Source organism: Nocardioides bizhenqiangii (assembly GCF_034661235.1).
GTDB lineage: Bacteria > Actinomycetota > Actinomycetes > Propionibacteriales > Nocardioidaceae > Nocardioides > Nocardioides bizhenqiangii.
Genome location: NZ_CP141059.1, coordinates 771328 through 797290, shown reverse-complemented (window position 1 = coordinate 797290; position 25963 = coordinate 771328). Strand labels below are relative to the sequence as shown.

Annotated in this window: 27 protein-coding genes; 17 read left to right on the top strand and 10 right to left on the bottom strand. The window is 69.9% G+C overall.

The window, feature by feature from the left end; translation table 11 throughout:
- Window positions 1-34 precede the first annotated feature (34 nt).
- A complete protein-coding gene (locus SHK19_RS03870; protein ID WP_322456819.1) occupies window positions 35-649 on the top strand; it encodes a DUF3000 domain-containing protein in 615 nt (204 codons plus the stop codon).
- Window positions 649-2091: a ribonuclease D gene (locus SHK19_RS03865; protein WP_322937917.1), complete on the top strand. Its 1443-nt coding sequence runs from the start codon at window positions 649-651 to the stop codon at window positions 2089-2091. Before SHK19_RS03870 ends, SHK19_RS03865 begins: the two co-directional genes overlap by 1 nt.
- On the opposite strand, the gene SHK19_RS03860 is transcribed toward SHK19_RS03865, so the two are convergent.
- From SHK19_RS03860 to SHK19_RS03845, 4 genes are all read right to left on the bottom strand, one after another.
- Window positions 2088-3488, bottom strand: coding sequence for an extracellular solute-binding protein (locus SHK19_RS03860; protein ID WP_322937916.1), 1401 nt, complete (start codon window positions 3486-3488; stop codon window positions 2088-2090). The two genes, SHK19_RS03865 and SHK19_RS03860, sit on opposite strands and share 4 nt — an antisense overlap.
- A gap of 403 nt (window positions 3489-3891) precedes the next feature.
- Window positions 3892-4491: a hypothetical protein gene (locus SHK19_RS03855; RefSeq protein ID WP_322937915.1), complete on the bottom strand. Its 600-nt coding sequence runs from the start codon at window positions 4489-4491 to the stop codon at window positions 3892-3894.
- A gap of 80 nt (window positions 4492-4571) precedes the next feature.
- Window positions 4572-8534: an ATP-dependent RNA helicase HrpA gene (gene hrpA / locus SHK19_RS03850; RefSeq protein WP_322937914.1), complete on the bottom strand. Its 3963-nt coding sequence runs from the start codon at window positions 8532-8534 to the stop codon at window positions 4572-4574.
- 170 nt (window positions 8535-8704) lie between these two features.
- Entirely contained in the window at window positions 8705-9760 is a 1056-nt protein-coding gene (locus SHK19_RS03845; protein ID WP_322937913.1) for a hypothetical protein, read from the bottom strand.
- Window positions 9761-9832: 72 nt separating this feature from the next.
- Between SHK19_RS03845 and SHK19_RS03840 the strand changes: the two genes are divergently transcribed.
- Genes SHK19_RS03840 through SHK19_RS03800 form a run of 9 tightly spaced genes read left to right on the top strand, consistent with a single transcriptional unit; the run spans window position 9833 to window position 14762 of the window.
- A complete protein-coding gene (locus tag SHK19_RS03840) occupies window positions 9833-11464 on the top strand; it encodes an SRPBCC family protein (RefSeq protein ID WP_322937912.1) in 1632 nt (543 codons plus the stop codon).
- Window positions 11461-11910: a gas vesicle protein GvpJ gene (gvpJ, locus tag SHK19_RS03835; protein WP_322456826.1), complete on the top strand. Its 450-nt coding sequence runs from the start codon at window positions 11461-11463 to the stop codon at window positions 11908-11910. Before SHK19_RS03840 ends, gvpJ begins: the two co-directional genes overlap by 4 nt.
- Window positions 11907-12683, top strand: coding sequence for a GvpL/GvpF family gas vesicle protein (locus tag SHK19_RS03830; RefSeq protein ID WP_322937911.1), 777 nt, complete (start codon window positions 11907-11909; stop codon window positions 12681-12683). The genes gvpJ and SHK19_RS03830 overlap by 4 nt, the downstream gene beginning before the upstream one ends.
- Window positions 12674-12916, top strand: coding sequence for a gas vesicle protein GvpG (locus tag SHK19_RS03825; protein WP_322456828.1), 243 nt, complete (start codon window positions 12674-12676; stop codon window positions 12914-12916). Before SHK19_RS03830 ends, SHK19_RS03825 begins: the two co-directional genes overlap by 10 nt.
- Window positions 12903-13157: a gas vesicle protein GvpO gene (locus SHK19_RS03820; RefSeq protein ID WP_322456829.1), complete on the top strand. Its 255-nt coding sequence runs from the start codon at window positions 12903-12905 to the stop codon at window positions 13155-13157. The genes SHK19_RS03825 and SHK19_RS03820 overlap by 14 nt, the downstream gene beginning before the upstream one ends.
- A 1-nt stretch (window position 13158) precedes the next feature.
- Window positions 13159-13536 carry a gas vesicle protein gene (locus tag SHK19_RS03815; RefSeq protein ID WP_369075861.1) on the top strand — a complete coding sequence of 126 codons (378 nt, stop codon included), beginning with the start codon at window positions 13159-13161 and terminating at the stop codon, window positions 13534-13536.
- A complete protein-coding gene (locus tag SHK19_RS03810; protein WP_322937910.1) occupies window positions 13529-14293 on the top strand; it encodes a GvpL/GvpF family gas vesicle protein in 765 nt (254 codons plus the stop codon). The genes SHK19_RS03815 and SHK19_RS03810 overlap by 8 nt, the downstream gene beginning before the upstream one ends.
- Entirely contained in the window at window positions 14290-14472 is a 183-nt protein-coding gene (locus SHK19_RS03805) for a gas vesicle protein (RefSeq protein ID WP_322937909.1), read from the top strand. The genes SHK19_RS03810 and SHK19_RS03805 overlap by 4 nt, the downstream gene beginning before the upstream one ends.
- A complete protein-coding gene (locus SHK19_RS03800; protein WP_322456832.1) occupies window positions 14469-14762 on the top strand; it encodes a gas vesicle protein K in 294 nt (97 codons plus the stop codon). Before SHK19_RS03805 ends, SHK19_RS03800 begins: the two co-directional genes overlap by 4 nt.
- Window positions 14763-14920: 158 nt before the next feature.
- Here the strand turns inward: SHK19_RS03800 and SHK19_RS03795 are convergent, their stop codons facing one another.
- Window positions 14921-15637 carry a GAF and ANTAR domain-containing protein gene (locus SHK19_RS03795; protein WP_322456833.1) on the bottom strand — a complete coding sequence of 239 codons (717 nt, stop codon included), beginning with the start codon at window positions 15635-15637 and terminating at the stop codon, window positions 14921-14923.
- Between the two features lie 45 nt (window positions 15638-15682).
- Entirely contained in the window at window positions 15683-16390 is a 708-nt protein-coding gene (locus SHK19_RS03790) for a GAF domain-containing protein (protein ID WP_322937908.1), read from the bottom strand.
- Between the two features lie 217 nt (window positions 16391-16607).
- Here SHK19_RS03790 and SHK19_RS03785 point away from each other — a divergent pair, with 217 nt between their 5' ends.
- From SHK19_RS03785 to SHK19_RS03775, 3 genes are all read left to right on the top strand, one after another.
- On the top strand, window positions 16608-17528 hold the full coding sequence (locus SHK19_RS03785; RefSeq protein WP_322456835.1) for a fatty acid desaturase family protein: 921 nt from the start codon (window positions 16608-16610) through the stop codon (window positions 17526-17528).
- Between the two features lie 187 nt (window positions 17529-17715).
- Window positions 17716-18945 (top strand): ornithine--oxo-acid transaminase, encoded by a 1230-nt coding sequence (gene rocD, locus SHK19_RS03780; RefSeq protein ID WP_322456839.1) that lies wholly within the window; start codon window positions 17716-17718, stop codon window positions 18943-18945.
- Between the two features lie 61 nt (window positions 18946-19006).
- A complete protein-coding gene (locus SHK19_RS03775) occupies window positions 19007-19219 on the top strand; it encodes a hypothetical protein (protein WP_322456840.1) in 213 nt (70 codons plus the stop codon).
- Between the two features lie 10 nt (window positions 19220-19229).
- Here SHK19_RS03775 and SHK19_RS03770 read toward each other — a convergent pair whose 3' ends face one another.
- Window positions 19230-19823, bottom strand: coding sequence for a TetR/AcrR family transcriptional regulator (locus SHK19_RS03770; protein WP_322937907.1), 594 nt, complete (start codon window positions 19821-19823; stop codon window positions 19230-19232).
- 49 nt (window positions 19824-19872) lie between these two features.
- On the opposite strand from SHK19_RS03770, the gene SHK19_RS03765 reads away from it, so the two are divergent.
- Together SHK19_RS03765 and SHK19_RS03760 are read left to right on the top strand one after the other, a co-directional pair.
- On the top strand, window positions 19873-21417 hold the full coding sequence (locus SHK19_RS03765; protein WP_322937906.1) for a flavin-containing monooxygenase: 1545 nt from the start codon (window positions 19873-19875) through the stop codon (window positions 21415-21417).
- Window positions 21414-22253 carry an SDR family NAD(P)-dependent oxidoreductase gene (locus SHK19_RS03760; protein WP_322937904.1) on the top strand — a complete coding sequence of 280 codons (840 nt, stop codon included), beginning with the start codon at window positions 21414-21416 and terminating at the stop codon, window positions 22251-22253. Before SHK19_RS03765 ends, SHK19_RS03760 begins: the two co-directional genes overlap by 4 nt.
- Before the next feature lie 4 nt (window positions 22254-22257).
- Here the strand turns inward: SHK19_RS03760 and SHK19_RS03755 are convergent, their stop codons facing one another.
- Window positions 22258-23658: a threonine/serine exporter family protein gene (locus SHK19_RS03755; protein WP_322937903.1), complete on the bottom strand. Its 1401-nt coding sequence runs from the start codon at window positions 23656-23658 to the stop codon at window positions 22258-22260.
- 38 nt (window positions 23659-23696) lie between these two features.
- On the opposite strand from SHK19_RS03755, the gene SHK19_RS03750 reads away from it, so the two are divergent.
- Window positions 23697-24206 carry a DUF402 domain-containing protein gene (locus SHK19_RS03750; protein WP_322937902.1) on the top strand — a complete coding sequence of 170 codons (510 nt, stop codon included), beginning with the start codon at window positions 23697-23699 and terminating at the stop codon, window positions 24204-24206.
- A gap of 141 nt (window positions 24207-24347) precedes the next feature.
- On the opposite strand, the gene SHK19_RS03745 is transcribed toward SHK19_RS03750, so the two are convergent.
- Both SHK19_RS03745 and SHK19_RS03740 read right to left on the bottom strand, forming a co-directional pair.
- Window positions 24348-24725, bottom strand: a complete 378-nt coding sequence (locus SHK19_RS03745) for a hypothetical protein (RefSeq protein WP_322937901.1) — start codon at window positions 24723-24725, stop codon at window positions 24348-24350.
- Window positions 24725-25942, bottom strand: a complete 1218-nt coding sequence (locus tag SHK19_RS03740) for a fatty acid desaturase family protein (RefSeq protein ID WP_322937900.1) — start codon at window positions 25940-25942, stop codon at window positions 24725-24727. Before SHK19_RS03740 ends, SHK19_RS03745 begins: the two co-directional genes overlap by 1 nt.
- Window positions 25943-25963 lie beyond the last annotated feature (21 nt).

Sequence of the window (25963 nt, the reverse complement as noted above, 5' to 3'; positions counted from 1 at the left end):
GCCCGAACCCGCCGACGTCTCCTATGGTGGCTCCATGGTCGCCCGCCAGGAGACGCACCAGGGGTCCGGCGCGGCCGGTGAACCCCCGGAGTTCAGCGCTGCGGTCGCGGCCATGCGCGCGGCGATCCTCCGGCCGGAGATCCTCTGCGAGGAGATGCCTGCCCCGCAGCGGATCGCGCCGTTCGCGACCGCTCTGTCCGCCGACGTCACCCTCGACGGCGACGAGGTGGCGACCGGGCGGATCGTGCTGCTCCACGACCCCGCCGGCAACGACGCCTGGGACGGAACCTTCCGGTGCGTCGCCTACTGCCGGGCCGAGATCGACCACGCGCTCGCGACCGACCCGATGCTGACCGATGTCGGCTGGACCTGGCTGACCGACGCGCTCGAGGCCCACGGCGCGGCGTACTCCACTCTGTCGGGGACGGTGACCCGGGTCGCGACCGAGAGCTACGGCACCATGGCCGGCGACGGCGGCTCCGCGCAGCTCGAGGTGCGGGCGTCCTGGACGCCGACCGACGCGCCGGCGCTGGCCGCGCACGTCGAGGCGTGGGGTGAGCTGCTCTGCACGGCGGGCGGGCTCGAGCCGGTCCCGGACGGAGTCGCGGTGATGCCGTCGCGGCGTGGCCAGCGGGGCTCCACCTCCTGATGCCGGACACTCCCCACGCCGACGCGCCGGAAGACACCGTGCCCGCGCCGGACCCCGCGACCGAGCCTGCGGCCGAGCCCGAGGTCGCGCTGCTCACTCTCGCCGACGGTCTCCCGCCGGTCATCGACACCGACGAGGCGCTGGCGGAGTACGTCGTCCAGCTCGCCGCCGGCACCGGACCGGTCGCGATCGACGCCGAGCGCGCGTCCGGCTACCGCTACTCCAACCGCGCCTACCTGATCCAGATCCGCCGCGAGGGTGCCGGCACCGCTCTCATCGACCCGATCCCGCTGTCGTCGCTCGCGCCGCTGCAGGAGGCGATCGGCGAGTCCGAGTGGATCCTGCACGCGGCGACGCAGGACCTCCCGTGCCTGGCCGAGGTGGGGCTGACGCCGGCGGCGCTGTTCGACACCGAGCTGGCCGGCCGGCTGCTCAACTATCCGCGGGTGGGGCTCGCGACGCTCGTCGAGACCCTGATCGGTGCGCGGATGAAGAAGGAGCACTCCGCCGTCGACTGGTCGACCCGGCCGCTGCCCGAGCCGTGGCTGGAGTACGCCGCGCTCGACGTGGAGGTGCTGGTCGAGCTCCGGCAGGTGCTGGCCGACCAGCTGGTCGAGGCCGGCAAGGACGACTGGGCCCGGCAGGAGTTCGACAACCTGCGGTCGTTCGTGCCGGCGGTGCGCACGGAGGCCTGGCGTCGTACGTCGGGTCTCCATCGGGTGCGCGGCCGCCGGTCGCTGGGCGCGGTCCGGGCGCTGTGGGAGGCCCGCGACGAGCTCGCCCGCGAACGGGACGTGACGCCCGGCCGGCTGATCCCGGACTCCGCTATCGTCGCCGCCGCCACCGCGATGCCCACCACCCGAGGCGCGCTGATGTCGACCCAGGGGTTCCACGGCCGCGGCGCCTCGAGGTTCGCCTCCACGTGGTTGCAGGCGATCCGGTCGGCAGCCGAGATGGACGAGGCCGACCTGCCGAGCCGCACCCCGCGCGGCGACGGCCCGCCGGCGCCCCGGGCGTGGGCCGAGAAAAGCCCGGTTGCGGCACGCCGGCTCGAGCTGGCCCGGGCGGCGGTCTCCGCGCTCGCCGAGCACCACGACCTTCCCGCTGAGAACCTGCTCACTCCCGACCACCTGCGTCGGGTGATGTGGGAGCCGCCCTCGACCCGCGACCCGGTCGAGCTGCTCGAGCGGCTGATCGACCAGCTCCGTGCGCTCGGCTCGAGGAGCTGGCAGATCGGGCTGACCGCGTCCGCGCTCGCCCAGGCGGTGCTCGAGGCCGACGCCTGGGCGAAGGACAAGGGCTCGGACAACGCCAAGAGCGACGCCAAGAGCAACGCAAGGACCAAGGCCAAGGGAAGGGCCGACGAGAAGGCCGAGGAGCCGTCTGCGGACGGCTCGACGGACGAAGCGGACGAGTCGGCGGACCAGCAGCCCGACGCCTAGTCGGACGGGCTGACCGACTCGCTCGGGTCCTCTGACTCCTCCGGCTGCTCCGGGTCGAGCACGGTCTGGGACTTCTCGTCGATCGCCTCGAGCTCCGCCTCGAGATCCTCGATCGACGGCTGGGTCAGGAGCCGCTCGAGGTCGGGGTCGACGGCGGCTTCGAGGTCGGGCCACACCGCGAGCAACGGCGGCAGCACGATCGACCGGATCGAGCTCACGAACGCGCGGGAGTTGGCCGGCTGGAGGTCAGGCTGCAGGAAGGCGTCGGAGAAGCTGACGTCGAGCTTGGTCGGCATCAGGTAACCGGTGGCAGCCATCGTCGTCACGGCTTCGTCGCTGAGCAGGTTGACGAGGAAGTCGGCCGACTGCTCGACCCGCTCCTGCGGGCCCTCGGCGACACAGACTCCGGCGAGGTCGCCGATCGTGGCGTCGTCGTCCAGCTCGGGCATCGGCATCACGTCGAAGTTGAGCCCGGCGACCTGCCGCAGCCGCGGCGTGAGGTCACGGAAGCCGGCGATCATGCCGAGCTCGCCGGATTCGAAGTAGTGCAGCGCCGACTCCTCGCGCAGCTGCTTGTTGGTGAGGGTGATGGTCGGGTCGCGCAGCACCTCGAGGGTCTCGCGGATCGAGTCGACGTTGTCCTCGTCGGACAGGGCGAGCGACGTCGGATCGGTGTCGTCGTCGAACACGCTGCCGCCGCCCGCGTAGACGAACGGTGCCAGCCCCCGCATCGTCGGCTCGATGTAGACGCCCTTGGACTCCTTGCGCGGTCGGCTGGCGAACGCGGCGGCGGCGCGGAACATGTCGAGCGTCCAGTACTCCAGGTCCTCCGGAGGCACGGGGAGGTCGCGGGCAGCCATCCGCTCGAAGTCGATCAGGTCGGTGTTGTAGTAGATGACCATCGGCGAGCTGGTGTAGGGCATGCACTGCAGGTTGTCGTCGGCCGTGAACGCCGAGAGAGCCTCACGCGGGAACTCGTCGCCGAAGGCCACCCCACGCGCGTCGAGCAGGTCGAGCACGGGTCGGTTGCGCTCGGTCTCGAGTGTCTCCGCGAGCTCTTCGCGCGGGAGCATGTAGAGGTCGGGAGCGACATCGCCCGAGCGGATGTCGGCCAGCATCGACGACGAGTCGGGCCACGCCTCGACGTGGACGTCGACCACGACCGAGTCTTCGTTGTAGTCGGCGACGATCTTGCGGTAGGCCTCGATCTCGGTCTCGTTGCCCCAGACCGCGAACACCAGCCGCGACATCCCGGACGACGGCTGGGTCGGGCCGTGGCCGCCGTTGGGGGGCGGACCGTCGCCGTCGGAGTAGAGAACCATCGCCACCACCACGCTCACAGCCACCACGACGACGGCGACGAACGTGCGCCAGTCGAAACGCGCCAAGCTGAACATCGGTTGCGATCTCTCCCTGTCATGTACTGGCCCCCCGGCCGCCAGCCGCCCACCCTACCCAGCGGTAGGGACACCGCACGACGGACTTACGAGGTCGCGGCAAGAACCCGCCACATCGATCACAGCCGTCCTGAACCGCTTCCTCGGGTCGCCGCACTACACTGGGTCCTCGAGTGCGCTGGGCCGCGGCAGCCCCGGGTCCCAAAATCAGCCGCCATGAGCGGCCACGCGCCGTGAGGCGCTCCCGGTCCAGCGCACTCGACCGGCAGACGACCCAGCCCGAGCAGAGCGTGCGAGGGAGCGCAGCGACCGAAGCCGCGAGCCGACCCGGCGGAAACGCACCGGAGGAGCGAAGCGGGGGAGGGCGTATTGCGCCGGGTCGGCGAGCGAGCGAGCCGCCCCCTCACCCCAACCCGCGCTCGAGCTCCACGTGCCCGGCTGTCTCCAGCTGCTCGGCCAGGCCGAGCATTCGGCGTACGCCGTCGTCGCTGGTGCCGGGCAGGGCGGCCCGGCCGGTGGCGACCACCCGGGCGAACGCGGCGGCGCGGAAGAGGACGTCGGCGAAGTCGCCGGCGGCGATCCCGCGCAGCACCGAGTCGATCATCGAGCGGAGCTCGTCGGGGCCGGGCGGGTCGGCGACACCGGCGACGACCCGCGCCACCTGGGCAGCGCCGCGCCCGGCCTCGAACTCGCGCGCGACGGCAGACGGGTCGGCGTACACCCATGACCGGAGGAGGTAGAGCCGCCACAGGCAGCCCGCGAGCGAGTCGGGCGCGGAGCCGGACCACACCTCCGCGATCGCCTCGATGCCCTCGGTGTCGGCAAGGTGCACGAGCCGGTCGGCGACGGCACTGTCGTTGCTCTCCCGCGCGCCCCGCACCAGCAGGGTCGCGGCGCGGTCAGCAGCCTCGCGCAGCAGCTCCGGATCCGTGCCCGACGCGAGCGCGTCGAAGAAGTCCGCGGTCCGCGCGATCGGTCGGTGGTGGCGCCCTCCCTCTGACACGTCGTCAGCGTACGGCGGGCGGGGTCGTCCCTGACGTATCTGCGGTCGATTCGCGGATATCACGACAGAATCGTCAGGGACTACCGCGCTCCCGGCCCGTCAGCGCTCTCCAGTAGCTTGCGGATGCGGACGTCGCTGACCTTGCCGGCGGTGCCGAGCTGAGGTGCCCACAGGGAAACCCGGAACTCCTCGAGCTGCCACCGCACCTGACGGAGCGCGGTTCCGGGCGGCCGACCCTCGGGCAACGCGTCGACCCGGTGCAGGTAGGCCTCCTGCAGCGGCTGCACCCGGTCGAGCCACTCCCGGTCGCGGGCGACGGCGATGCCGCCCTCGCCGAGCTGTTCGCGGCGGCGGCGGATCGCGGCGAGGTAGACGGGGTAGCGCCGCAGCTGGGCGGCGCCGGCGTCGCCGACGAAACCGACGGGCACCAGCCGGGCGAGCTGCGCCTGCATGTCGGAGAGGGCGGGCAGCAGCGCGAGCTCGGCGCGACCACTGAGCAGCCGGTCGGTCTCGCGGTGCGCGTCGAGCACGCGGAGCAGGTCGGGCAGCAGCGCCCGTACGGCGCCCGCGGCGTCGGCGCGGAGCGAGGCGAGGAGGGCGTCGTACTGCTGCCGGGTGCGGACGATCCCCTGCCCTTGCGCGGCGTCGACCGCGTCGGCGACGACCGCCCGGAGACAGTCGGCGAGCAGCGCCTGCACCGAGGGGTACGACGTGCCGGCCAGGCGGAGCTTCTCCTCGTTGGACAAGCCGGCCACGAGTCCGCCGACCGGCGCGTCGCCGAGACCGATCAGCAACAGCCGGATCAGCCCCTGGCGATGCCGGGCGTCGCGCTCGCCGGCGGACCCGAACACCTGGAGCCCGACCGACTCTCCTTCGTCGACGAGGCCGGGGAAGGCTTCCACCTCGTGGCCGGCGCGGGTCCAGGTGGCGGTCGCAGCGATGTCGTCGAAGGTCCACGACATCTCGCCGGTCCGGCCGACGCCGCTGTCCGCCGCGACCTCCGCCATCGCCCGCTCGAAGCGCGGTCGCAGCGGGGCCTTGAGCGCGGTCAGGTCCTTGCCGCGTGCCTGCTCCCGGCCCTGGTCGTCGACCACCCGGTAGGTCGGGCGCAGGTGCGGTGCCAGGGTGTCGAGGCCCCAAGCCCCGCGCGGCACGTGCACCCCGGTGGTGGAGCGCAGGAAGCGCTCGAGCGCGTCGAGCAGCGGCTCCTCCCCCGCCGGCACGGCCGCCAGGAACTCCCGCGCTGTGTTGGGCGCCGGCACGAAGTTGACCCGGAGCTGCTTGGGCAGGCTGCGCAGCAGCTCGGTCACCAGCTCCTCGCGAAGGCCGGGGACGTTCCAGGAGAAGTCCTCGTCGCCGACCCGGTTGAGCACCGCGACGGGGACGTCGATGGTGATGCCGTCGTCGGCTGCGCCCGGTTCGAAGTGGTAGGCGAGGTCGAAGGTCAGGCCGCCGTCGCCGACCCACTGCTCGGGGTAGTCCTGCTCGGTCACCTCGGCCGCGGCGTCATGCGTCAGCATCGCGGGGTCGAAGGTCAGCAGGTCGGGGTGCTCGCGCCGCACTCCCTTCCACCACTGGTCGAAGTGCGCACCGCTCACCACGTCCGGCCCGACGCGGGCGTCGTAGAAGTCGAAGAGCGTGTGCTCGTCGACGACCAGGTCACGCCGCCGCGCGCGGTGCTCGAGCTCCTCTGCCTGCGCGAGCTGCTTGCGGTTGTGGTGGAAGAACTGGTGCCGGGTCGACCACTCGCCGTAGACCAGTGCGTGCCGGATGAAGATCTCCCGTGCCAGCTCGCGGTCGACCTTCCCGTAGGAGATGAGCCGGTCGGTGACGAGGGGTACGCCGTACAGCGTCACCCGCTCGCGGGCCATGACCGCCTGCCGCTTCTGCGACCAGTGCGGCTCGGAGTAGGTGCGTTTGACCAGGTGCCCGCCGAGCCGCTCCGCCCACTCCGGCTCGATCGCGGCGTTCTGCCGGGCCCAGAGCCGGCCGGTCTCGACCAGCTCGAACGCCATGACGTACGGCGGGTTCTTCCGGGCGAGCCCACTGCCGGGGAAGATCGCGAACTTGGCACCGCGGGCGCCGAGGTACTCGCGCGGACCAGCCCTGCGCGGCTGCTTCTGGCCGGGCCGCGGCTTCTCACGCTCCTCGCGCACGCCGACGTGGCTCAACAGGCCCGAGAGCAGCGCCTGGTGGATCGCGTCGGCGTCGATGTCGCCGGCCACGTGATCGACGGCCGGTGGTCGAGTAGCGCGGCGTGAGGAACGAGCGCCGTGCGTATCGAGACCCATTTCCTTGGCGACCTGCCGCAGCTGGCTCTGGAACTCCTGCCACTCGCGGACCCGGAGGTAATGGAGGTACTCCCGCTTGCACATCCGCCGGAACGCACTGCCCGACAGCTCGCGCTGCTGCTCGCGCAGGTGGCGCCACAGGTTGAGCCAGGTGAGGAAGTCCGAGCCCTCGGCCTTGAACCGTGCGTGCGCCTGGTCGGCCTTCGCCTGCTCCGCGGGCCGGTCTGCGCCGGGCCGCTCACGCGGGTCCTGGAGGGAGAGCGCCGCCACGATGACGAGGACGTCGCGCACGCAACCGAGCCGCTCGGCCTCGAGCAGCATCCGGCCCAACCGCGGATCGATCGGCAGCCGCGCCAACCGCTGCCCGATCTTGGTCAGCCGCCGACCCGGCTCATCTGAACGCCGACCCGGCTCATCTGAACGCCGACCCGGCTCGTTTGAACGCGACGGGTCGGCGAGGGCACCGAGCTCCTCGAGCAGCTGCTGGCCCGCTTGGACGTTGCGGCGGTCCGGCGGTTCGACGAACGGGAACCGGCCGACGTCGCCGAGGCCGAGCGCGGTCATCTGCAGGATGACCGACGCCAGGTTGGTACGGAGGATCTCGGGGTCGGTGAATTCCGGCCGGCCTTCGAAGTCCTCCTCGCTGTACAGCCGGATCGCGACTCCCGCCGCCACCCGGCCGCAGCGACCGGACCGCTGGTTGGCCGACGCCTGGCTGATCGGCTCGATCGGCAGCCGCTGCACCTTGGTCCGGGAGGAGTACCGCGAGATGCGGGCGACGCCGGTGTCGACGACGTACCGGATCCCGGGCACGGTCAGCGACGTCTCCGCGACGTTCGTCGCCAGGACCACGCGCCGGCGGGAGCTGCGCGCCGGCGCGAAGACCCGGTGCTGCTCGGCGGCGGAGAGCCGCGAGAAGAGCGGCAGTACGTCGATGCCACGGGGTCCGTCGGTGAGCGGCTGCAGGGCCTCGGCCGTGTCCCGGATCTCGCGCTCACCGGGCAGGAACACGAGGACGTCGCCCGACCCCTCCGCGGAGAGCTCCTTGATCGCGTCGACGATCGCCTCGGTCTGGTCGCGGACGATGGGCTCGCCCTCCTCGTCCTCCTCGGAGAACGCCATGAGCGGCCGGTACCGGATCTCCACCGGATAGGTGCGGCCGGAGACCTCGACGATCGGTGCCGGCTTCCCGCTCTCGTCGGAGAAGTGCTCCGCGAACCGCTGTGGATCGATCGTCGCCGAGGTGATGATCAGCTTGAGGTCCGGCCGCTTGGGCAGCAGCTGCCGGAGATAGCCGAGCAGGAAGTCGATGTTCAGGCTGCGTTCGTGCGCCTCGTCGATGATGATCGTGTCGTAGCGCTTGAGCGTCCGATCGCGCTGCAGCTCGGCCAGCAGGATGCCGTCGGTCATCACCTTGACCCGGCTGGCCTTCGACGTCCGGTCGGTGAACCGGACCTGGTAGCCGACCACGCCGCCGAGCTCGGTGCCGAGCTCCTCTGCGATCCGCTCCGACACCGAACGGGCCGCGATCCGGCGGGGCTGGGTGTGCCCGATCATCCGCGGTCGGCCGTCGGGACCGGGCGCACCGCGGCCGAGCTCCAAGCAGATCTTCGGCAGCTGAGTGGTCTTCCCCGAGCCGGTCTCGCCGGCCACGATCACGACCTGGTGGTCACGGATCGCCTGCGCGATGTCGGCGCGACGGGCGCTGACCGGCAGCTCCGGCGGGTAGGTGATGTCCACGGCAGGTCGCATTCTCCCTGCTGCCCCCGAAACCGGCCATTCGGTTTCCCGGTCAGGCCGTAGCGGAAGTACCACACGTGGTCATCACATGCCGCCGGAAGTGTTTGGGATCACACGATCCGGTTATTGGGCCTCTGGGAGGAGGGGTCGCCCAGTGTCCTGGAGGGGATGCCGGAGACGGCTCACAAACTGATGTCTGCAACCACGAAAATCACAGCCGGCGTCGCCGGCGGATACCTGCTGGGACGCACTAAGAAGATGAGGCTCGCGCTCACCCTTGCCGGCATGTTGGCCGGCAAGAAGTTCGCAGGCGACCCGAAGGCGCTCGCGAGCAAGATCGCCGGCAGCAGCCCCGAACTGCGCCAGCGGTTGACCGGCGCAGCCAAGGAACTCGCTCTCGCCACCGCCGCCTCCCGCGTGGAGGCCGTCACCCAGAGGCTGGGGGACGTCGGCGGACCGGCCAACGAGGACGACAACTCCGACGAGCGCAGCAGCTCGAAGAAGAAGAAGACTGGGAGCAGCTCCCGCTCGGCGCAGAAGAGGTCGTCGTCGGGCAGCGAGCCGCGCAAGAAGTCGAGCTCCTCGAGAAGGTCTGCGAGCAGCTCCAGCAGCGACTCGAACGGCTCGACCAAGAAGTCGAGACCGGCGAAGAAGTCCAGCTCGAGCCGGTCGAGCTCGAGCCGGTCCAGTAGGTCCGGCGGCTCCAGCGGATCGACCAGGAAGTCGGCCGCGGCAACGAGGTCGAGCTCCAGCGGTGGCTCCAGCGGCGGCTCCAGCGGCGGCTCCAGCGGCGGCTCCAGCGGCGGCTCCAGCGGCGGCTCCAGCGGCGGCTCCAGCGGCGGCTCCAGCGGCGGCTCCAGCGGCGGCTCCAGCGGCGGCTCCAGCGGATCGACCAAGAAGTCCGCCCCGGCGAAGAAGTCCACCTCGAGCCGGTCCAGCGGGTCCAGCAGCTCGACTAGCGGCTCCAACGGATCGACGAAGAAGTCGACCCCGGCCAAGAAGTCCACCTCCAGTGGATCCAGCAGCGCGAGCAAGAAGTCGACCCCGGCCAAGAAGTCGACCCCCCCAGCCAAGAAGACCGCTGCCAAGAAAGCACCGGCCAAGAAGGCACCGGCCAAGAAGGCACCGGCCAAGAAGACCGCCGCCAAGAAAGCAGCGGCCAAGAAGACCGCTGCCAGGAAGGCACCGGCCAACAGGGCCGCGGCCAAGAAGTCACCGGCCAAGAAGGCACCGGCCAAGAAGAGCAGCAGCTCTCAGTCCGGGTCGGGCTCGTCCTCGCGCGCAACCGCATCCTCGAAGGGGTGATGAAGATGTCTTCCAGCACTTCCCAGGACAGGCTGCGCGACGCCTCGAAGGCGCTCTTCGACACGTTGGGCGAACGCGCGATGGGCGCGGTCGAGGACAAGGTCGGAGACCTGACCTCGAAGATGGAGACGATGGCCTCCAACGGCGGGCTCCAGCTGCCGTCAGGCGGGTTGAAGGACAAGCTCGGGGGCGGCGCGTCCGCCGTCAAGGACACCGCGTCGAAGGTGAAGGACGCCGCGCCTTCCGGGGGAGGAGCTTCCGGGCTGCTCTCGGCGGTGTCCAGTGTGGGGTCGGTCGCCAAGACCGTCGGCAAGGTGAAGGACGCCATCCCCGGTCTCGGCGGCGGCAAGGGCAAAGGTGGCAGCGAGGCGAAAGTCACCAACATCATCGAGCAGATCGACGTCGGCGTACCGATCGAGCTGGCGTACAACCAGTGGACCGAGTTCGGCTCGTTCCCGTCCTTCCTGAGGAAGGTCGAGAAGGCGCACGCCGAGGAGGACCAGAAGATCAAGTGGAAGGCGCAGATCCTCTGGTCTCACCGCGAGTGGGAGGCGACGATCCTCGAGCAGCAGCCCGAGGAACGCATCGTCTGGAAGTCCGAGGGCGAGAAGGGCTACGTCGACGGCGCCGTGACCTTCCACGAGATCACGCCCAACCTCACGCGGATCATCGTCGTGCTCGAGTACCACCCGCAAGGCCTCTTCGAGCGCACCGGCAACATCTGGCGTGCGCAGGGTCGTCGGGTCCGCGCCGAGCTCCAGCACTTCCGCCGTCACGTGATGGCGCACGCCTTGCTCGACCCCGACAGCATCGAGGGTTGGCGCGGCACCATCGAGGACGGCGACGTAGTCGAGAGCCACGAGGATGCCGAGCAGGCCGACGACGAGGGCGAGGGCGACGAGCCGGAGGACGAGTACGACGACGAGGACGACGACGAGGACGACGACGAGCCCGAGGACGAGTACGACGACGAGGACGACGAAGACGACGTCGACGAGCCCGAGGACGAGTACGACGACGAGGACGACGAAGAGGACGACGAGGACGACGACGTCGACGAGCCCGAGGACGAGTACGACGAGGACGAGGACGAGGACGACGAGCCCGAGGACGAGCTCGACGAAGAAGAGGACGACGAGGACGACGACGTCGACGAGCCCGAGGACGAGTACGACGAGGACGAGGACGAAGAAGAGGGCGACGAGGACGACGAGCCCGAGGACGAGCTCGACGAAGAAGAGGACGACGAGGACGACGACGTCGACGAGCCCGAGGACGAGTACGACGAGGACGAGGACGAGGACGAGGACGAGCCCGAGGACGAGGACGAAGACGAACCCGAGGACGAGTACGACGACGAAGAAGACGACGAGGACGACGACGTCGACGAGCCCGAGGACGAGTACGACGACGAAGAAGACGACGAGGACGACGACGTCGACGAGCCCGAGGACGAGTACGACGACGAGGACGAGCTCGACGAGGACGAAGACGTAGACGACGAGGACGAAGACGTAGACGACGAGGACGACGAGGACGACGAGGACGACGAGCTGGACGAGGACGAGTACGAGGACGACGAGACGACCGACGAGATCGACGACGAGTACGCCGATGAGAAGGGACGAGCCTCATGACCGTTCAGACCACGAGCCGCCGCCAGGGCGGCGGTTACCTGGAGCGGCCGGCCCCCAGTGGCCTCGCCGATGTAGTCGAGGTGATCCTCGACAAGGGAATCGTGATCGACGCCTACGTCCGGGTCTCCCTGGTCGGCATCGAGCTGCTCACCATCGACGCCCGCATCGTCATCGCGAGCGTGGACACCTACCTGCGCTTCGCGGAGGCGACGAACCGTCTCGACCTCGGGACGGCGGAAGGCAAGGACCTCCCCGCCGTGCTGGACGACCTGCGCGAGGGCGGCGCCAAGAAGAAGACGAAGGGCGCCCTCGGCGGCGTCAAGGAGGCGCTCACGCCGGGCAGCAGCGACAAGGACGACGACGACGATGACGATGACGACAAGGAGAAGGAGAAGGAGAGCAGGAGTCGCAGCTCCTCGCGTCGTAGCTCGAGGAGCAGGTCGTGACCGTGACCGGTCGTGATGCTCACACTGAGGCCCCCGCGACGTCGGCGCTGTTCGTGTACGGCGTGGCCCGGGCCGATGCTGACCTCCCGCGGATGAAGGGCGTGGCCGGCAACCCGATCACGGCCGTCGTCCACGGCGACGTCATGGCAGTGGTCGGCGAGGTCGACGTCGAGGAGTCGGTGATGCGGAAGGCCGACCTGACGGCGTACCACCAGGTCCTCGACCGCCTCGCGGTGGAAGGCCCGGTGGTGCCGGTGCGGTTCGGTTCCGCACTCCCCGACGAGCAGGGCGTGATCGACGGCCTGCTGCGCCGCAGTGACGAGCTGGTCGCCCTGCTGGACGCACTGGAGGGCCGCAGCCAGCTCACGCTGCGCGCGCGTTACGTCGAGGAGGCGGTCCTGGCCGAGGTGGTTGCCGACGACCCGGTGATCCGCGACCTCAACGACCGCACCCGCGGCGTGCCGGAGCAGGCGTCGTGGGCGGAGCGGATGCGCCTCGGCGAGCTGGTGGCGCAGGCCGTGGACCGGCGTCGCCACGACGACGCCGCCGACCTGCTCGACCTCGTGCTGCCGTACGCCGTGGAGCACCGCGAGGTGCGGGGCACCGGCCTCGACCACGTGGTCGAGGTCGCGCTCCTGGTGGACGACGAGCGCCGTGCGGAGCTCGAGGAGGCGCTCGAGTCCTACGCCGAGGCCGTGCACGAGCGGATCCGGTTGCGGTTGCTCGGTCCGCTGGCGCCTTACGACTTCGTGGGTGACGCCCGATGGGGCTGATCACCGGGATCCTCGGCCTCCCGTTGGCGCCCCTGCGAGGGACGATCGCGATCGGCGAGCAGGTCCTGCACCAGGCCGAGGAAGCCTTCTACGACCCGGCGGTCATCAAGCGCCAGCTGGAATCCGTCGAGCGGATGCACGAGGAAGGCGCGCTGAGCGACGCCGAGGCGGAGTGGTGGGAAGAGACTCTCCTCGAGCGCCTGATCGAAGGGACCGAGCGTGACCGGACCTGAAGCGGTGAAGCGTGCCCGTCACCACGTGCGCGGACTCACCGGCAAGGAGGTCGAGGGCGTCATCGGCCTGGAGAAGGGCGACGACGGCTGGACCATCCTGGTCGACGTGCTCGAGCTGGAACGGGTGCCGCAGACGACCGACGTGCTCGCGACCTACGAAGTCCTGCTCGACGACGATGGCGGGCTGTCGGGTTGCCGACGACTGCACCGCTACGTCCGCGGGAGCACCGAGAGGGAATGACATGACCGAACGGCAGACCGACAGCTCCGTCAACGAAGACCGGCGCGAACCAGGACGGGTCCCGGCGTCGCGGCCCGGGCCGTCGTCGGTGGGGTCGCCCTACGAGCGGCAGTCCGGACCGCAGTCGCTGGCCGACGTCCTCGAACGCGTGCTCGACAAGGGCATCGTGATCGCCGGCGACATTCAGGTGAACCTGCTCGACATCGAGCTCCTCACCATCAAGATCCGGCTGCTGGTGGCGTCGGTCGACAAGGCCGAGGAGATGGGCATCAACTGGTGGAAGAGCGACCCGATGCTCTCCGGCGACCACGAGAAGCTCGAGAAGGAGAACAAGGAGCTCCGCGAACGGCTCGACGCGCTGGAGGCCCGGCATGGGTGACCGCGGCCGCTATCTCTACGCGGTGTGCCGCGGCCTCGACCCGTCCGCGCTGACCGGTGTCCCTGCCGTCGGGCAGGAGCCGCTGGAGATCGTCGAGGTCCTCGACCTCCAGGGTGTCGTGAGCACCGTCGATCTCGACGAGTTCGGCGAGGACGGCCTCCGGTCCAACCTCGAGAAGCTCGACTGGGTCGAGCAGACGGCACGCCGCCACGACGCCGTGGTCCAGGCGTGCGGGCACCATGCTCCGACCGCACCGATGAGGATGACCACGATCTACCTGGACGACGGGAGCGTCCGGCGCCAGCTCGAGCTCTGGTACGACGCGCTGGTCGAGGCTCTCAACCGCGTCGCGCGCCGGCAGGAGTGGAGTGTGAAGGTATACGCGAACACCTCCGCGCGGCAGCGGGCGCCGGAGGCCGAGCCTGCTGTGACGAGCGGAGCCGCCTACCTCCGTCAGAAGAAGACGGCAGCCGAGGAGCGCCGGACGGCGGAGGCGCGGGCCATGGCCGCGGCCGAGGAGGTCGACCGGGCGCTGGGCGGGCTCGCCGTCGCCACCCGACACCTCCGCGCCCAGGACCCGAGGCTGTCGGGCGTCGAGGAGACGATGCTGCTCAACGGCGCCTACCTGGTCGACGAGCACGCGGCACCGGAGTTCACCGCGCAGGTCGCGGCGCTGGTCGCGGGCCATCCGGAGGTGTCGATCGCGTGCGGTGGGCCCTGGCCGCCGTACTCCTTCGCGACCGTGGAGGAACAGTGACCCTCGCGACCCAGGACCAGGGGTACGGCGAGATCGCACTCGTCGACCTGCTCGACCGACTGCTGGGGACGGGCGTGGTGATCTCGGGGGACGTGGTCATCAGCCTGGCGGGCGTCGACCTGGTGCAGGTGCAGCTGCACGCGCTGATCAGCTCTGTGCGCGCGGAGATGACGCAATGAACCGCCGGCACGCGCTGGCGCATCGGCTCGAGACCGACCCCGAGTCGGTGGAGCGCGACCTGTTCAAGCTGGTCCTCACGATCATCGAGCTGATCCGGCAGCTGATGGAGAAGCAGGCGCTGCGCCGGGTCGACGAGGGCGACCTCACCGAGGAGCAGGTCGAGTCGCTCGGTCTCGGGCTGATGAAGCTCGAGGAGGCGATGGAAGATCTCAAGTCCCGCTACGACCTCACCGCTGAGGATCTCAACCTCGATCTCGGACCGCTCGGGACGCTGCTCCCGAACCGCTAGGGCGCGTCTCCTTATCCGGCGACGTCGCGAGCGGCGTTTCCGGCCGATCTGGCAAGGCGGCGGAGCGAAGTCGTGCTCGTCCGCCCATCGAGCGACGCCAACGCAGCCAGATCGAGGCGGAAACGTCGCGCAGCAGGCGCAGGATAAGGAGACGTGCCCTAGCGGAGGTCGTCGGCAGTCAGCTCGCGGTCGATCACGCGGCGAGCGACGGTCTTGACCGGCTCATGGTTGCGGCGGCTGTAGTCGCGCATCAGCCGGAATGCCTCGTCCACACCGACGCCGGCGCTCGCGAGCAGGACCCCCTTGGCCTGCTCGATCAGGATGCGGCTGCCGAGCGCGGTCTGCAGCTGCTCGGCGATGAGGCCCGACTGGCGGACCGCGCGCTCCTGGAGCAGGCCGATGGTGGCGATGTCCGCCAGGGCCTGGCCGAGGGCGACATCCTCGTCGGTGAGCTCGACGACGGCCGCACTGAACAGGTTCATGGCGCCGATCACCGAGTCCCGTAGTCGCAGCGGGATCGCATGCGCCGACTGATAGCCCACCTCGGCTGCGGCTTCACTGAACCGCGGCCAACGGATGCGTGCGTCGGACAGTCCGACGTTGACCACCGCGCGACCGTGGTTGAAGCAGTCGAGACAGGGCCCCTCGTCGTTCTGGAGCTCGAAGAGCTCGAGCACCTGAGCTCGATCAGTTGTCGAAGCCACGACGTGCAGGCTCCCCCGCATGTCGTTGAGGATCACGCCCGCCGCGTCAGCGTGGAGGAGCTCGACGCTGCGCTCGGTCAGCGTGGACAGGAAGTCCAGCGCATCGAACTCGGCGACGAGCGTGTCGGCGAGCTCGACGAACACCTGGCTGAGCCGCTGTTCAGTGGTCATGACGATTGCTTTCGAGTGGTCTGCCGAGATCCGCGGTCACGTTGTTCAATCATCTTCGCCCTCCCCTGGCTGAATGCGAAGCGTTCCGGCGAGTACTTCGCGGGCAACCTGCAGCAGCGGGCGCTCGGACGCGTACGCGTGCGCGCGCAGCAACAGGAGCGCCTCGGCCAGACCGACCGACGCCTGGACCGCGAGGAAGCCGGTGGCCTGGTGCACCACGGCGCGGTATGCCACCGGCGCGGCCAGGTCAGGGTGGAGCGCCGGCCCCGGCTGCGCCTGCAGCCGCAGCAGCACCGCAACCGCCGCATCGGCGTACGCCAGGGCGCTCGCCGTCCCGTCATCGTCCCAACGGCCGGGAGTCGAGCGATACAGGCAGAGCGCCCCCATCGGGGTCGCGCCCGCCTGGAGCGGAAGCGCGAGGACCGCGCGTACCCCCTCACTCAAGGCTGAGGATCCGAACCCCGGCCAGCGGGTCATCGCGTTGACACTCAGGTCTGGCTCGAGAATCGGACTGTTGGCGCGGAATGCGTCCAGTCCGGGTCCTTCGCCCAGCTCGAACTGGAGGTCTTCCAGACGGGTCGCGAGCGGACCCGACGCTCCGAGCACCCCTTGGTGACCGTCGTCGTTGATCAGGGCCATCCCTGTCGCGCTGAGGTCGAGGACCGTCGTGCAGTCGACGCACAGCAGCGCGGGCAGGTTGCCCCCCGAGCCGTCTGTGTAGATCGCGTCGAGGATCTGGGCGGTGGTCCTCACGCTTCCACCCCTCAGGCAGTAGGAGTAGCCTCAAAGAGAACAAGGCCACCTCGGACCCCGGCGGCGCAATCAGCGAGCAGCCGGGATTTTCATGTCCTCCACCGAGTCAGTCCGTCAACGCCCCCACAGCGGCTCCATCGAGAGCGGCTACAGCGATCTGGTTCGGGAAATCAGAAGTAGAGGACTCCTCCACCGTAGACCCCGGTTCTATTCCCTGTTGGGGAGCCTCAATCTGCTGGGTCTCGCCCTCATCGTGGGCGGCATGGTGCTGCTGCGCGACTCGTGGTGGGCCATCCTGCTGGCCCCCGCGTTTGCGTTCATGTCCACCCAGATCGCGTTCTTCGCCCACGACGCCGCTCACCACCAGATCGCCCAGGGCGGGCGGGCGACAGCTCTGCTCGCCCTGGTGCACGGCGACCTGCTCATCGGCATGAGCTACGGGTGGTGGCATGCCAAGCACAACGCCCACCACGCCCACCCCAACGACCTCGAGTCCGATCCTGACGTCGCGGTCGGCGCCTTCGTGTTCGACGCCGACCAGGCCCGTGCCCGGAAGGGCATGGCGGGATGGCTGACGCGGCACCAGGCCGGACTGTTCTTCCCGATGCTGACGCTGGAGGCCCTCAACCTGCGGGTCTCGAGCGTACGGGCCGTGATCCGGCCCGGGCTTCGCTACCGGAAGACGGAGATCGCGCTGCTGCTCGGCCACTTCGTCCTCTACTTCGCACTGCTGATCGGCACCATGACCTGGGCCCAGGGCCTGGTCTTCCTCGCCATCCACCAGGCGCTCTTCGGCGTCTACCTCGGCAGCTCGTTCGCCCCGGCGCACAAGGGCATGCCGCCGCTGACCCCCGAGGAGGCCACGGATCCGTTGCTACGCCAGGTGCTGACCTCGCGCAACGTCCGCGGTGGTCCTGCCGTCGACTTCGCACTCGGGGGGCTCAACCTGCAGATCGAGCACCACCTGTTCCCCAGCATGCCGCGCCCGAACCTCAGGCGAGCCCAGCCGATCATCGAGAACCACTGCCACGAGCGTGGGATCTCCTACATGGAGACCAACCTCCTGGAGTCCTACGCCATCGGGCTGCGGCACATGCATGACGTCGGCGCCCCCCTGCGCGACGTCAGCTCCGACTGAGGCTCTGCCCTCGTCGGTACCGTCGCCGGTCCCACCCTTGGAGCGGGGTGGGGCCGGCGGCATCTAACGACTGCCAGAACTGGCCGGCAAAGATTCGGCGAGTTGCGTCGACCCGCTACCGTGGTTTGCAGATTGTCAGACAATGCGTGATAGACAGGCCGCAGACAGAGCAGCGAGGGAGGCGACCATGACCATCATCACCGGTACGTCGGCGAGCACGCCGACGGTGCAGGCAGCGATCGAGCGCGCCGAGGCGCGAACGGCGCACAACTACCACCCGCTGCCGGTCGTGCTCGCGCACGGCGAGGGCGCCTGGATGACGGACGTCGACGGCCGCCGCTACCTCGACCTGCTCGCCGGCTACTCGGCGCTGAACTTCGGTCACAGCCACCCGCGCCTGGTCGCCGCGGCACACGCCCAGCTCGACAAGCTGACCCTCACCAGCCGCGCGTTCATCCACGACGTGTTCGCCGACTTCTGCGCCGCGCTCGGTGACCTGTGCGGCAAGGAGCTGGTGCTGCCGATGAACACCGGTGCCGAGGCCGTCGAGACCGCGATCAAGGTCAGCCGCAAGTGGGGCTACGAGGTCAAGGGCGTCCCCGCCGACCAGGCCCGGATCATTGTCGCGGGCGGCAACTTCCACGGCCGCACGACCACCATCGTCGGGTTCTCCGACGACCCCGACGCACGCAACGGGTTCGGCCCGTTCACCCCGGGCTTCGACATGGTCCCGTACGGCGACCTCGCGGCGCTCGAGGCGGCGATCACGCCGCACACCGTGGCCGTGCTCATCGAGCCGATCCAGGGCGAGGGCGGCGTGATCATCCCGCCCGATGGTTACCTGCGCGACGTGCGCGAGGTCTGCACCCGCGAGAACGTGCTGCTCGCCGCCGACGAGATCCAGGCCGGTCTCGGGCGCACCGGACGCACGTTCGCGTGCGACCACGAAGGTGTCGTCCCCGACCTCTACCTGCTCGGCAAGGCGCTCGGCGGCGGCATCGTGCCAGTGTCGGCGGTCGTCGGAGACCGCTCGGTGCTGGGCGTCCTCAAGCCGGGCCAGCACGGCTCGACCTTCGGCGGCAACCCGCTGGCCTGCGCCGTCGGCAGCGAGGTCGTCAGCATGCTGGCGACCGGCGAGTTCCAGACCCGGGCGACCGAGCTCGGTCTCGTGCTGCGGGAGCGGCTCGACGCGCTGGTCGGGCACGGCGTGATCGCCGTCCGCTCCCGTGGCTTGTGGGCCGGCGTCGACATCGACCCGACCATCGGCACCGGGCGCGAGATCTGCGAGCGGCTGATGGCGCGCGGCGTCCTTGCCAAGGACACCCACGGCTCCACGATCCGGCTCGCTCCCCCGTTGGTGATCTCCGACGAAGACCTGCACTGGGGCATCGACCAGCTGGCCGCCGTCCTCGGCTGAACGCCCCGGCCCGGCTGGACAGCGTCGTCGTGGGTACCTCCCTCCCACCAGGGAGGTAGTCATGAGGCGAGGCAGTGGAGTCGTTGGCGTGATCGTGGTGATCTGGCTCATCATCGGAGTGCTGGCAGCGTTCCAGCGCGGGTACTTCAACCCGGACAAGGACGTCAGCTGTCGCGACTTCGCCGACACCGCGCTCACGATCGTCGCGGGACCGCTCAACTACGTCGGCGTCAACCCCAAGGTCGACTGCAAGACCCCGAAGCCGTCGAAGTAGCCAGCTTCGCTCAACGGAGGGTGGCGACCAGCGCGGGCAGCGCATCGGTCACGATCCGCGCCAGCTCGTCGCGGGTGACACCGTCGGGCGTGTCGCACCAGGTGAGGACGGTGTCCTCGACGAACGCGACCCAGCCCCGCACGACCAGTCGGGTGGCCGGGGTGTCGACCAGCAGCGCCTCGACGCCGGGCGTCTCGAAGGTCCGGTCGATCATGACGGCCCGGGCCTGCTCGTAGATCGCGCGCACCCCCTCGTTGCCGCCGGCGGCGGCCAGCACGAGCGAGCGATAGCCCTGGTGGTTGGCGATCACGTAGTCGACGTACGCCGTCAACGAGGCCGACAGCTTCGCGATCGGATCGTCGCCCTCCGGCGGCGCGGTCTGGGCGATCAGGTCGTCGGCCGCGCGCTGGATGACCGCCTCGTGGAAACCCTGCTTGCTGCCGAAGTAGTGGTAGAGCAGCCCGCGCGAGACCCCCCCTTCCTCGCAGAGCCGGTCGATGGAGATGTCCTCGATCGAGCTGCCCGCGAACAGCCGCAGCCCGAGGCCGAGCAGCTGCTCGCGGCGCTGGTCGGGCGCGAGCCGGGTGCGCGTGGTGGCGGTCACGCGGACACTCTATTGACGAATGTTCAATAGCGCCAGTACGTTCGTCGGCATGGCCAAGAAGACCACTCCGGAGACCGGCGCCCCGTCGACGGCGCAGCTCGTCGACCACCTCATCGTGGGCGCCGGGTTCGCCGGCCTCGCCGCTGCCATCAAGCTCCAGGAAGCCGGGGAGCGCGACTTCCTCGTGATCGAGAAGGACAGCGACGTCGGCGGCACCTGGCACATCAACACCTACCCCGGCGCGGAGTGCGACGTCCCGAGCCAGCTCTACAGCTACTCCTTCGCGCTCAACCCGGACTGGTCGAAGGTCTACTCTCCCCAGCCGGAGATCTGGGACTACACCAAGCGGGTCGCCGAGGAGTCCGGCGTCCTCGACCGCTTCGTCTTCGACACCGCGGTCGTCGACGCGAGGTGGGACGACGCCGCACAGCGCTGGCGGGTGACCACCACCGACGGTGAGTACGCCGCCCGCACCCTCATCTCCGGCTCCGGCGGCCTGTCCGAGCCGCGGCTCCCCGAGATCGACGGCATCGAGTCCTTCCAGGGCGAGATCTTCCACTCGGCCCGGTGGAACCACGACGTCGACCTCGCCGGCAAGCGGGTCGCCGTCATCGGCACCGGCGCGTCCGCGATCCAGCTCGTCCCCGAGCTCCAGAAGGTCGTTGGCCACCTCGGCCACGTCGATGTCTACCAACGCACGCCGAACTGGGTCATCCCCCGCAACGAACGGCGGTTCACTCGCGTCGAGAAGGCGATCTTCCGGCACGTCCCCGGTGCCCAGCGCGCCGCACGGGCCGCGGTCTACGCCCTGCTCGAGAGCCGGGCGCCGGCGTTCACCCGGTTCCCGACACTGCTCAAGGTCGTCGAGAGCCAGTGCAAGAAGAACATCGCGAAGGCGATCGACGACCCCGAGCTGGTCGCGAAGGTCACGCCGACCTACCGCGCCGGCTGCAAGCGGATCCTCATCTCCAACTCCTGGTACCCCGCGCTCGCCGCCGACAACGTCGACCTGGTCACCGACCCGATCGTCAAGGTCACCGGCGACGCGGTCGTCACCGCCGACGGCGAGGAACGGCCGATCGACGTGCTCGTCGTCGCCACCGGCTTCTACGTCACCGAGCCGCCGATCGCGCAGCACATCACCGGGCGCGAGGGCGGCACCCTGGCCGAGGTCTGGGGCGAGGCCGGCATGGCCGCCTACAAGGGCACGACCATCCACGGCTTCCCCAACCTGTTCCAGATCGTCGGCCCCAACACCGCGCTCGGTCACTCCTCGATGATCTTCATCATCGAGTCGCAGGTGCGCTATATCGTCGATGCCGCCCGCACCATGCGGCGCGAGGGGCTCGGCGCGATCGAGCCGACCGCGGCGGCCCAGGAGCAGTGGACGGCCACGATCCAGGAGCGGATGAAGCCGACCGTCTGGACTACCGGCGGCTGCGCGAGCTGGTACCTCGACAAGTTCGGCAACAACACGACACTGTGGCCGGGGCAGACGTTCTCGTTCCGGAGCCATCTCTCGCGCTTCGACGTCGACAGGTACGACGTCTCCGCGCTCACCCCGAGCAACATCGCCGAGGAGGCAGTCGCATGAAGTCCCTGAAGCACAAGGTCGTCGTCATCACCGGGGCCGGGTCGGGCATTGGTCGCGCACTCGCGCTCGACCTGGCGGGCAAGGGCGCGAGGCTCGCGCTGTCCGACGTCGACGAGGCCGGCCTGGCCGAGACCGTCGTGCTGGCCGAGAAGACCGGCGCCGAGGTGCGCAGCGACCGGCTCGACGTCGCCGACCGCGACGCGTTCGCGGCGTACGCCGACTCCGTGGCCGAGCAGTTCGCCCGGGTCAACGTGGTCATCAACAACGCCGGCGTCGCGCTGGCCGGCGACTTCGTCGACCTCGAGATGAAGGACATCGACTGGATCATCGGCGTCAACTTCTGGGGCGTCGTGCACGGCACGAAGTTCTTCCTGCCGCACCTGATCGAGTCCGGCGACGGCCACCTGGTCAACATCTCCTCGCTCTTCGGCCTGGTCTCGATGCCGGGCCAGAGTATGTACAACGCGTCGAAGTACGCCGTCCGCGGCATGACCGAGGCGATCCGCGAGGAGATGCTGATCTCCGGGCACAAGGTCGGCGTGACCGCCGTCCACCCCGGCGGCATCAAGACCGCCATCGCGCGCAACGCGCGGGTCTCCGAGCACGAGGACAAGGCCGCGACCGCCAAGCTGTTCGACGAGAAGCTCGCCCGGATGACGCCCGAGAAGGCAGCGGCGATCATCGTCAAGGGCATCACCAGGAACCAGGCCCGCGTCCTCGTCGGCGTCGACGCGCACCTGGTCCACACGTTCGGCAAGCTCGCCGGGTCGCGCTACCAGGACGTCATCGCCTATGGCTCCAAGCGGATCCTCCCCAAGAAGGCCACGATCGTCTGACCCGCTACTCCTCCGTCTGCCCGTCCGTCTGCCCGTCCGGCTGCCCGTTCGGCTGCCTGTCCGTCTGCCCCGGGCCGCGCCGGCGGCGCCGGCGGTACCGGGTCACGCCGACCAGGCGTGGTCCGGCGAGCCGGGTCTCGACCCGGCGCGCTTCGCGCTTGACCGGCTGGGCGACGTACTCCCCCAGGATCACGCCGGCCGCGAGGGCCGTGGCCACCGAGGCCGCGGTCACCATGGCCAGCAGCCCCTGGGCCGGAGCCGGGTCGGTGTTGGCACCGAGGAGCGCGAGCCCGCGGTAGATCGTCAGACCCGGCAGCAGTGGCACCACGGCGGAGACCACGACGACCAGTGGCGGCACCCGCAGCCGCCCGGCGACCGTGTAGCTGACCAGGCCGACAGCGAATGCCGCGACACCGACCGCCCAGGGTCGTCCGAAATCCTGGCGGGCGACCGCCTCGCTGATCGCAGCTGCACCGCCCGCCAGCAGGCCGACCGGCGCGAGCGTCCGCCAGGGCGCGTACGACGAGAACGCGAACGCCGCCGCCGCGACCGCCGCTCCGAGCGCCGCGACGGTGACGCCGACCAGGTCGGCCCGTGCCGGCTCCAGCGGCGGCAGGTCCAGCCCGACCGCGATGGCGAGACTGAACCCGCCGCTGACGCCGGCGATGATGCCGGCGGTCGCGAGCACGGCCTCGAGCAGCCGCGCGCCGCCGGTGACGTAGAAGCCTGACATCGCGTCCTGGATCGCCCCCATGAAACCGATGCCGGCGAGCAGCATGACGATGTTCGCGCTCACCACGAGGGAGGCGTCCATGGTGACGACCGGCTCGGCGGCACGGGTGGCGGCCGCCGCCAGCAGGGTCGCGACCGCGCCGCCGACGACCTGCTGGTAGAAGAACGGCAGTCGCCGCTTCGTCATCGCGTGCTGCAACCTGGCGATCACGACCGCGGCGATGAACGCGACCGTGACCACGGCAGGCGTCCCGCCCAGCTGCAGACTGATCCCCGCGCACATCAGGCCCCAGCCGAGCGTCGCTGCCCACCGCGGACGCGCATGGCCTGACGACGCGATCCGGGCGATCTCGGCGCGCGCGTCGCGCAGTCCCATCCGCTCTGCCAGGACGTCGCGGACCAGGTGGTCGACCCTGGTGAGGTCGTCGTAGTCGATCTCCCGCTGCGTCACGGAGCGGATCTGCACGATCGCCGGCACGTCCGGCTCGGGCTGCGCGCTCATCGCCAGCTGGGTGAACGTCACGTCGACCTCGGTGCGTCGGACGCCGAGCGCCTGCGCCAGCGCCCGCATCGTGGCCGTCACGTCGGCGGCTCCCGCACCCGACGCGAGCAGCATCTCGCCGACACGGAGGCAGAGGTCGAGGCGCTGTGTCAGCTCCCGGGCATCGGCCATGCGCGCCATGCTGGCATGGCTCTGGTAGAGAGATTCACGTGACTCCCGACCAGCCGATCCGTGTCGTGATGAGCAAGTGGGGCGACCGGCCGCACTGGGAGTACGACGCCCGCTACCTCGGCGTCGACGAGCACGGCCATTGGCTCGGCTGCCCGATCGGCACGTTCTACTCCCGGCCCGGCATGGAGTTCGTCTCGGACTTCGCCGGAGTGGTCCTGGTCCCGGTGGACGGCGCCGCACACCTGGCCGCGTTCAACGACGCGCATGCCAAGGCGTGGATCTACGTCGACATGACCACTCCCCCCGTGTGGGACGGGTCGGTGCTGCGGGCGGTCGACCTCGACCTCGACGTGATCAAGCTGCGCGACGGCTCCGTCGTCCTCGACGACGAGGACGAGTTCGCCGAGCACCGGGTGTCCTTCGGCTACCCGCCGGACGTGGTCGCCATGGCCGAGCGCTCCGCAGCGGAGGTGCTGGCCGCCGTACGGACAGGAGTGGCGCCGTACGACGGCACCGCGGACCGGTGGCTCTCGTCGCTCGTCGAGTAGCCGGCGCGAGGAACGAGCGCCGGCGTATCGAGACGCCGCGACCGAAGAGTCCGACGGCGAGCGGTCACAGTTGCGGCGTCTCGATACGCCCTCGCGCCAGAGCGCTCGGGCTACTCGACGACCAGCGCGGAGGCGCTCGGGCTACTCGACGGCCGAAGAAGCGCCTAGGAGCGAGTTGGGCTGGAACGTCGGTCGCCGGTCCTCGTCCTCACGGGCGGGCCGGACGAACTCGAAGCCGGCGGTCGCGACGACCTCCCAGTCGGGATCGGCGCCGGGGTCGCGGAGCAGCGCGTCGGCGCAGGCGCTGTGGAGCGGTGGGGCGTGGAAGGCGTTGCGACCGACCTCGTCGGGCGTGCCGACGAAGGCCACCGGTCGGCCCAGCGACTCCGCGCACACACCGCAGATCCTGCTCAGCGCGCACTGCGTCACCCGACGTCCGACCAGCTCCCCGAGTCCGCCTTCTGGCGAAGGGTCCCAGGCGAACGGGCCGTCCATGCCGTTCGGCGTCTGCATCGCCATCAACCCCGTGCCTCCGAGTGCGAGCGGGACCACCCTCCGAGCTCGGTCCGGCGCGAGGGACGCTCGCCGTCGCCGCGACGCTTCCGGTCGTGCGGCGGTGTCGGCGGCTCGGGCTGGTCGCTGCTGGTCCACGAGTTCGGCAGCGAGAGCTTCATGATGGTGCGCAGTGCCTGGCCGTACTGCCGGTAGAGCGGACCGGTCGTGTAGGGGATGTCGTACTTGGCGGCCAGCGCCTGGACCTTCTCCGAGATCTCCGGGTAACGGTTGCTCGGCAGGTCCGGGAAGAGGTGGTGCTCGATCTGGAAGCCGAGGCTGCCCGACAGGATGTGGAGCAGCTTCCCGCCCTCGAAGTTCGCCGAGCCGAGGATCTGCCGGAGGTACCACTCCGCCCTCGTCTCGTCCTCGATCTCCTCCTCGGTGAAGTGCACCGCGCCGTCGGGGAAGTGACCGCAGAAGATGATCATGTAGGACCACAGGTTGCGGATGATGTTGGAGGTCGCGTTGGCGGCGAGAACCGACTTCCACTGCTTCCCGGCCAGCGCCGGGTAGACGACGTAGTCCTTGACGATCTGGTTGCGACCCTTGCGGAAGATCTGCTTGAGCTGCCGCTTCATCTCCTTCGGATCTTTCTCGCCCTTGCGGATCCGCTCGATGTCGAGGTCGTGGAGGGCGACGCCCCACTCGAAGAGGGTCGCGAGCAGGCCGTTGTAGACCGGCTGCCCGAGGTTGTACGGCGACCACTTCTGCTCGCGCGCCATCCGGAGGATGCCGTAGCCGATGTCGTTGTCGTAGCCGAGGACGTTGGTGAACTGGTGGTGGATGTAGTTGTGCGAGTGCTTCCACTGCTCCGCGGGCTGCGCGGTGTCCCACTCCCAGTTGGACGAGTGGATCTCCGGATCGTTCATCCAGTCCCACTGCCCGTGCATGACGTTGTGGCCGATCTCCATGTTCTCGAGGATCTTGTGCAGACCCAGGAGTGCGGTGCCGAGCACGAGGGCCGGCTTGCGGGTCTCCTTGGTCTGCGTGCCGACGAGCAGGGTGACCCGGCCGGCCGCGGCGAGCGCGCGTTGGATCTTGATGAGGCGGTTGATGTACGCCGCGTCCGACGCACCGCGCGACTCCTCGATCTCGGTGCGGATCTGGTCGAGCTCACGCCCGATCTGGTCGACCTCGTCCTCGGTGAGGTGGGTGTACTCCTTGACGTCCGAAATAGCCATGAGCGGCTCCCTTCTCTAGGT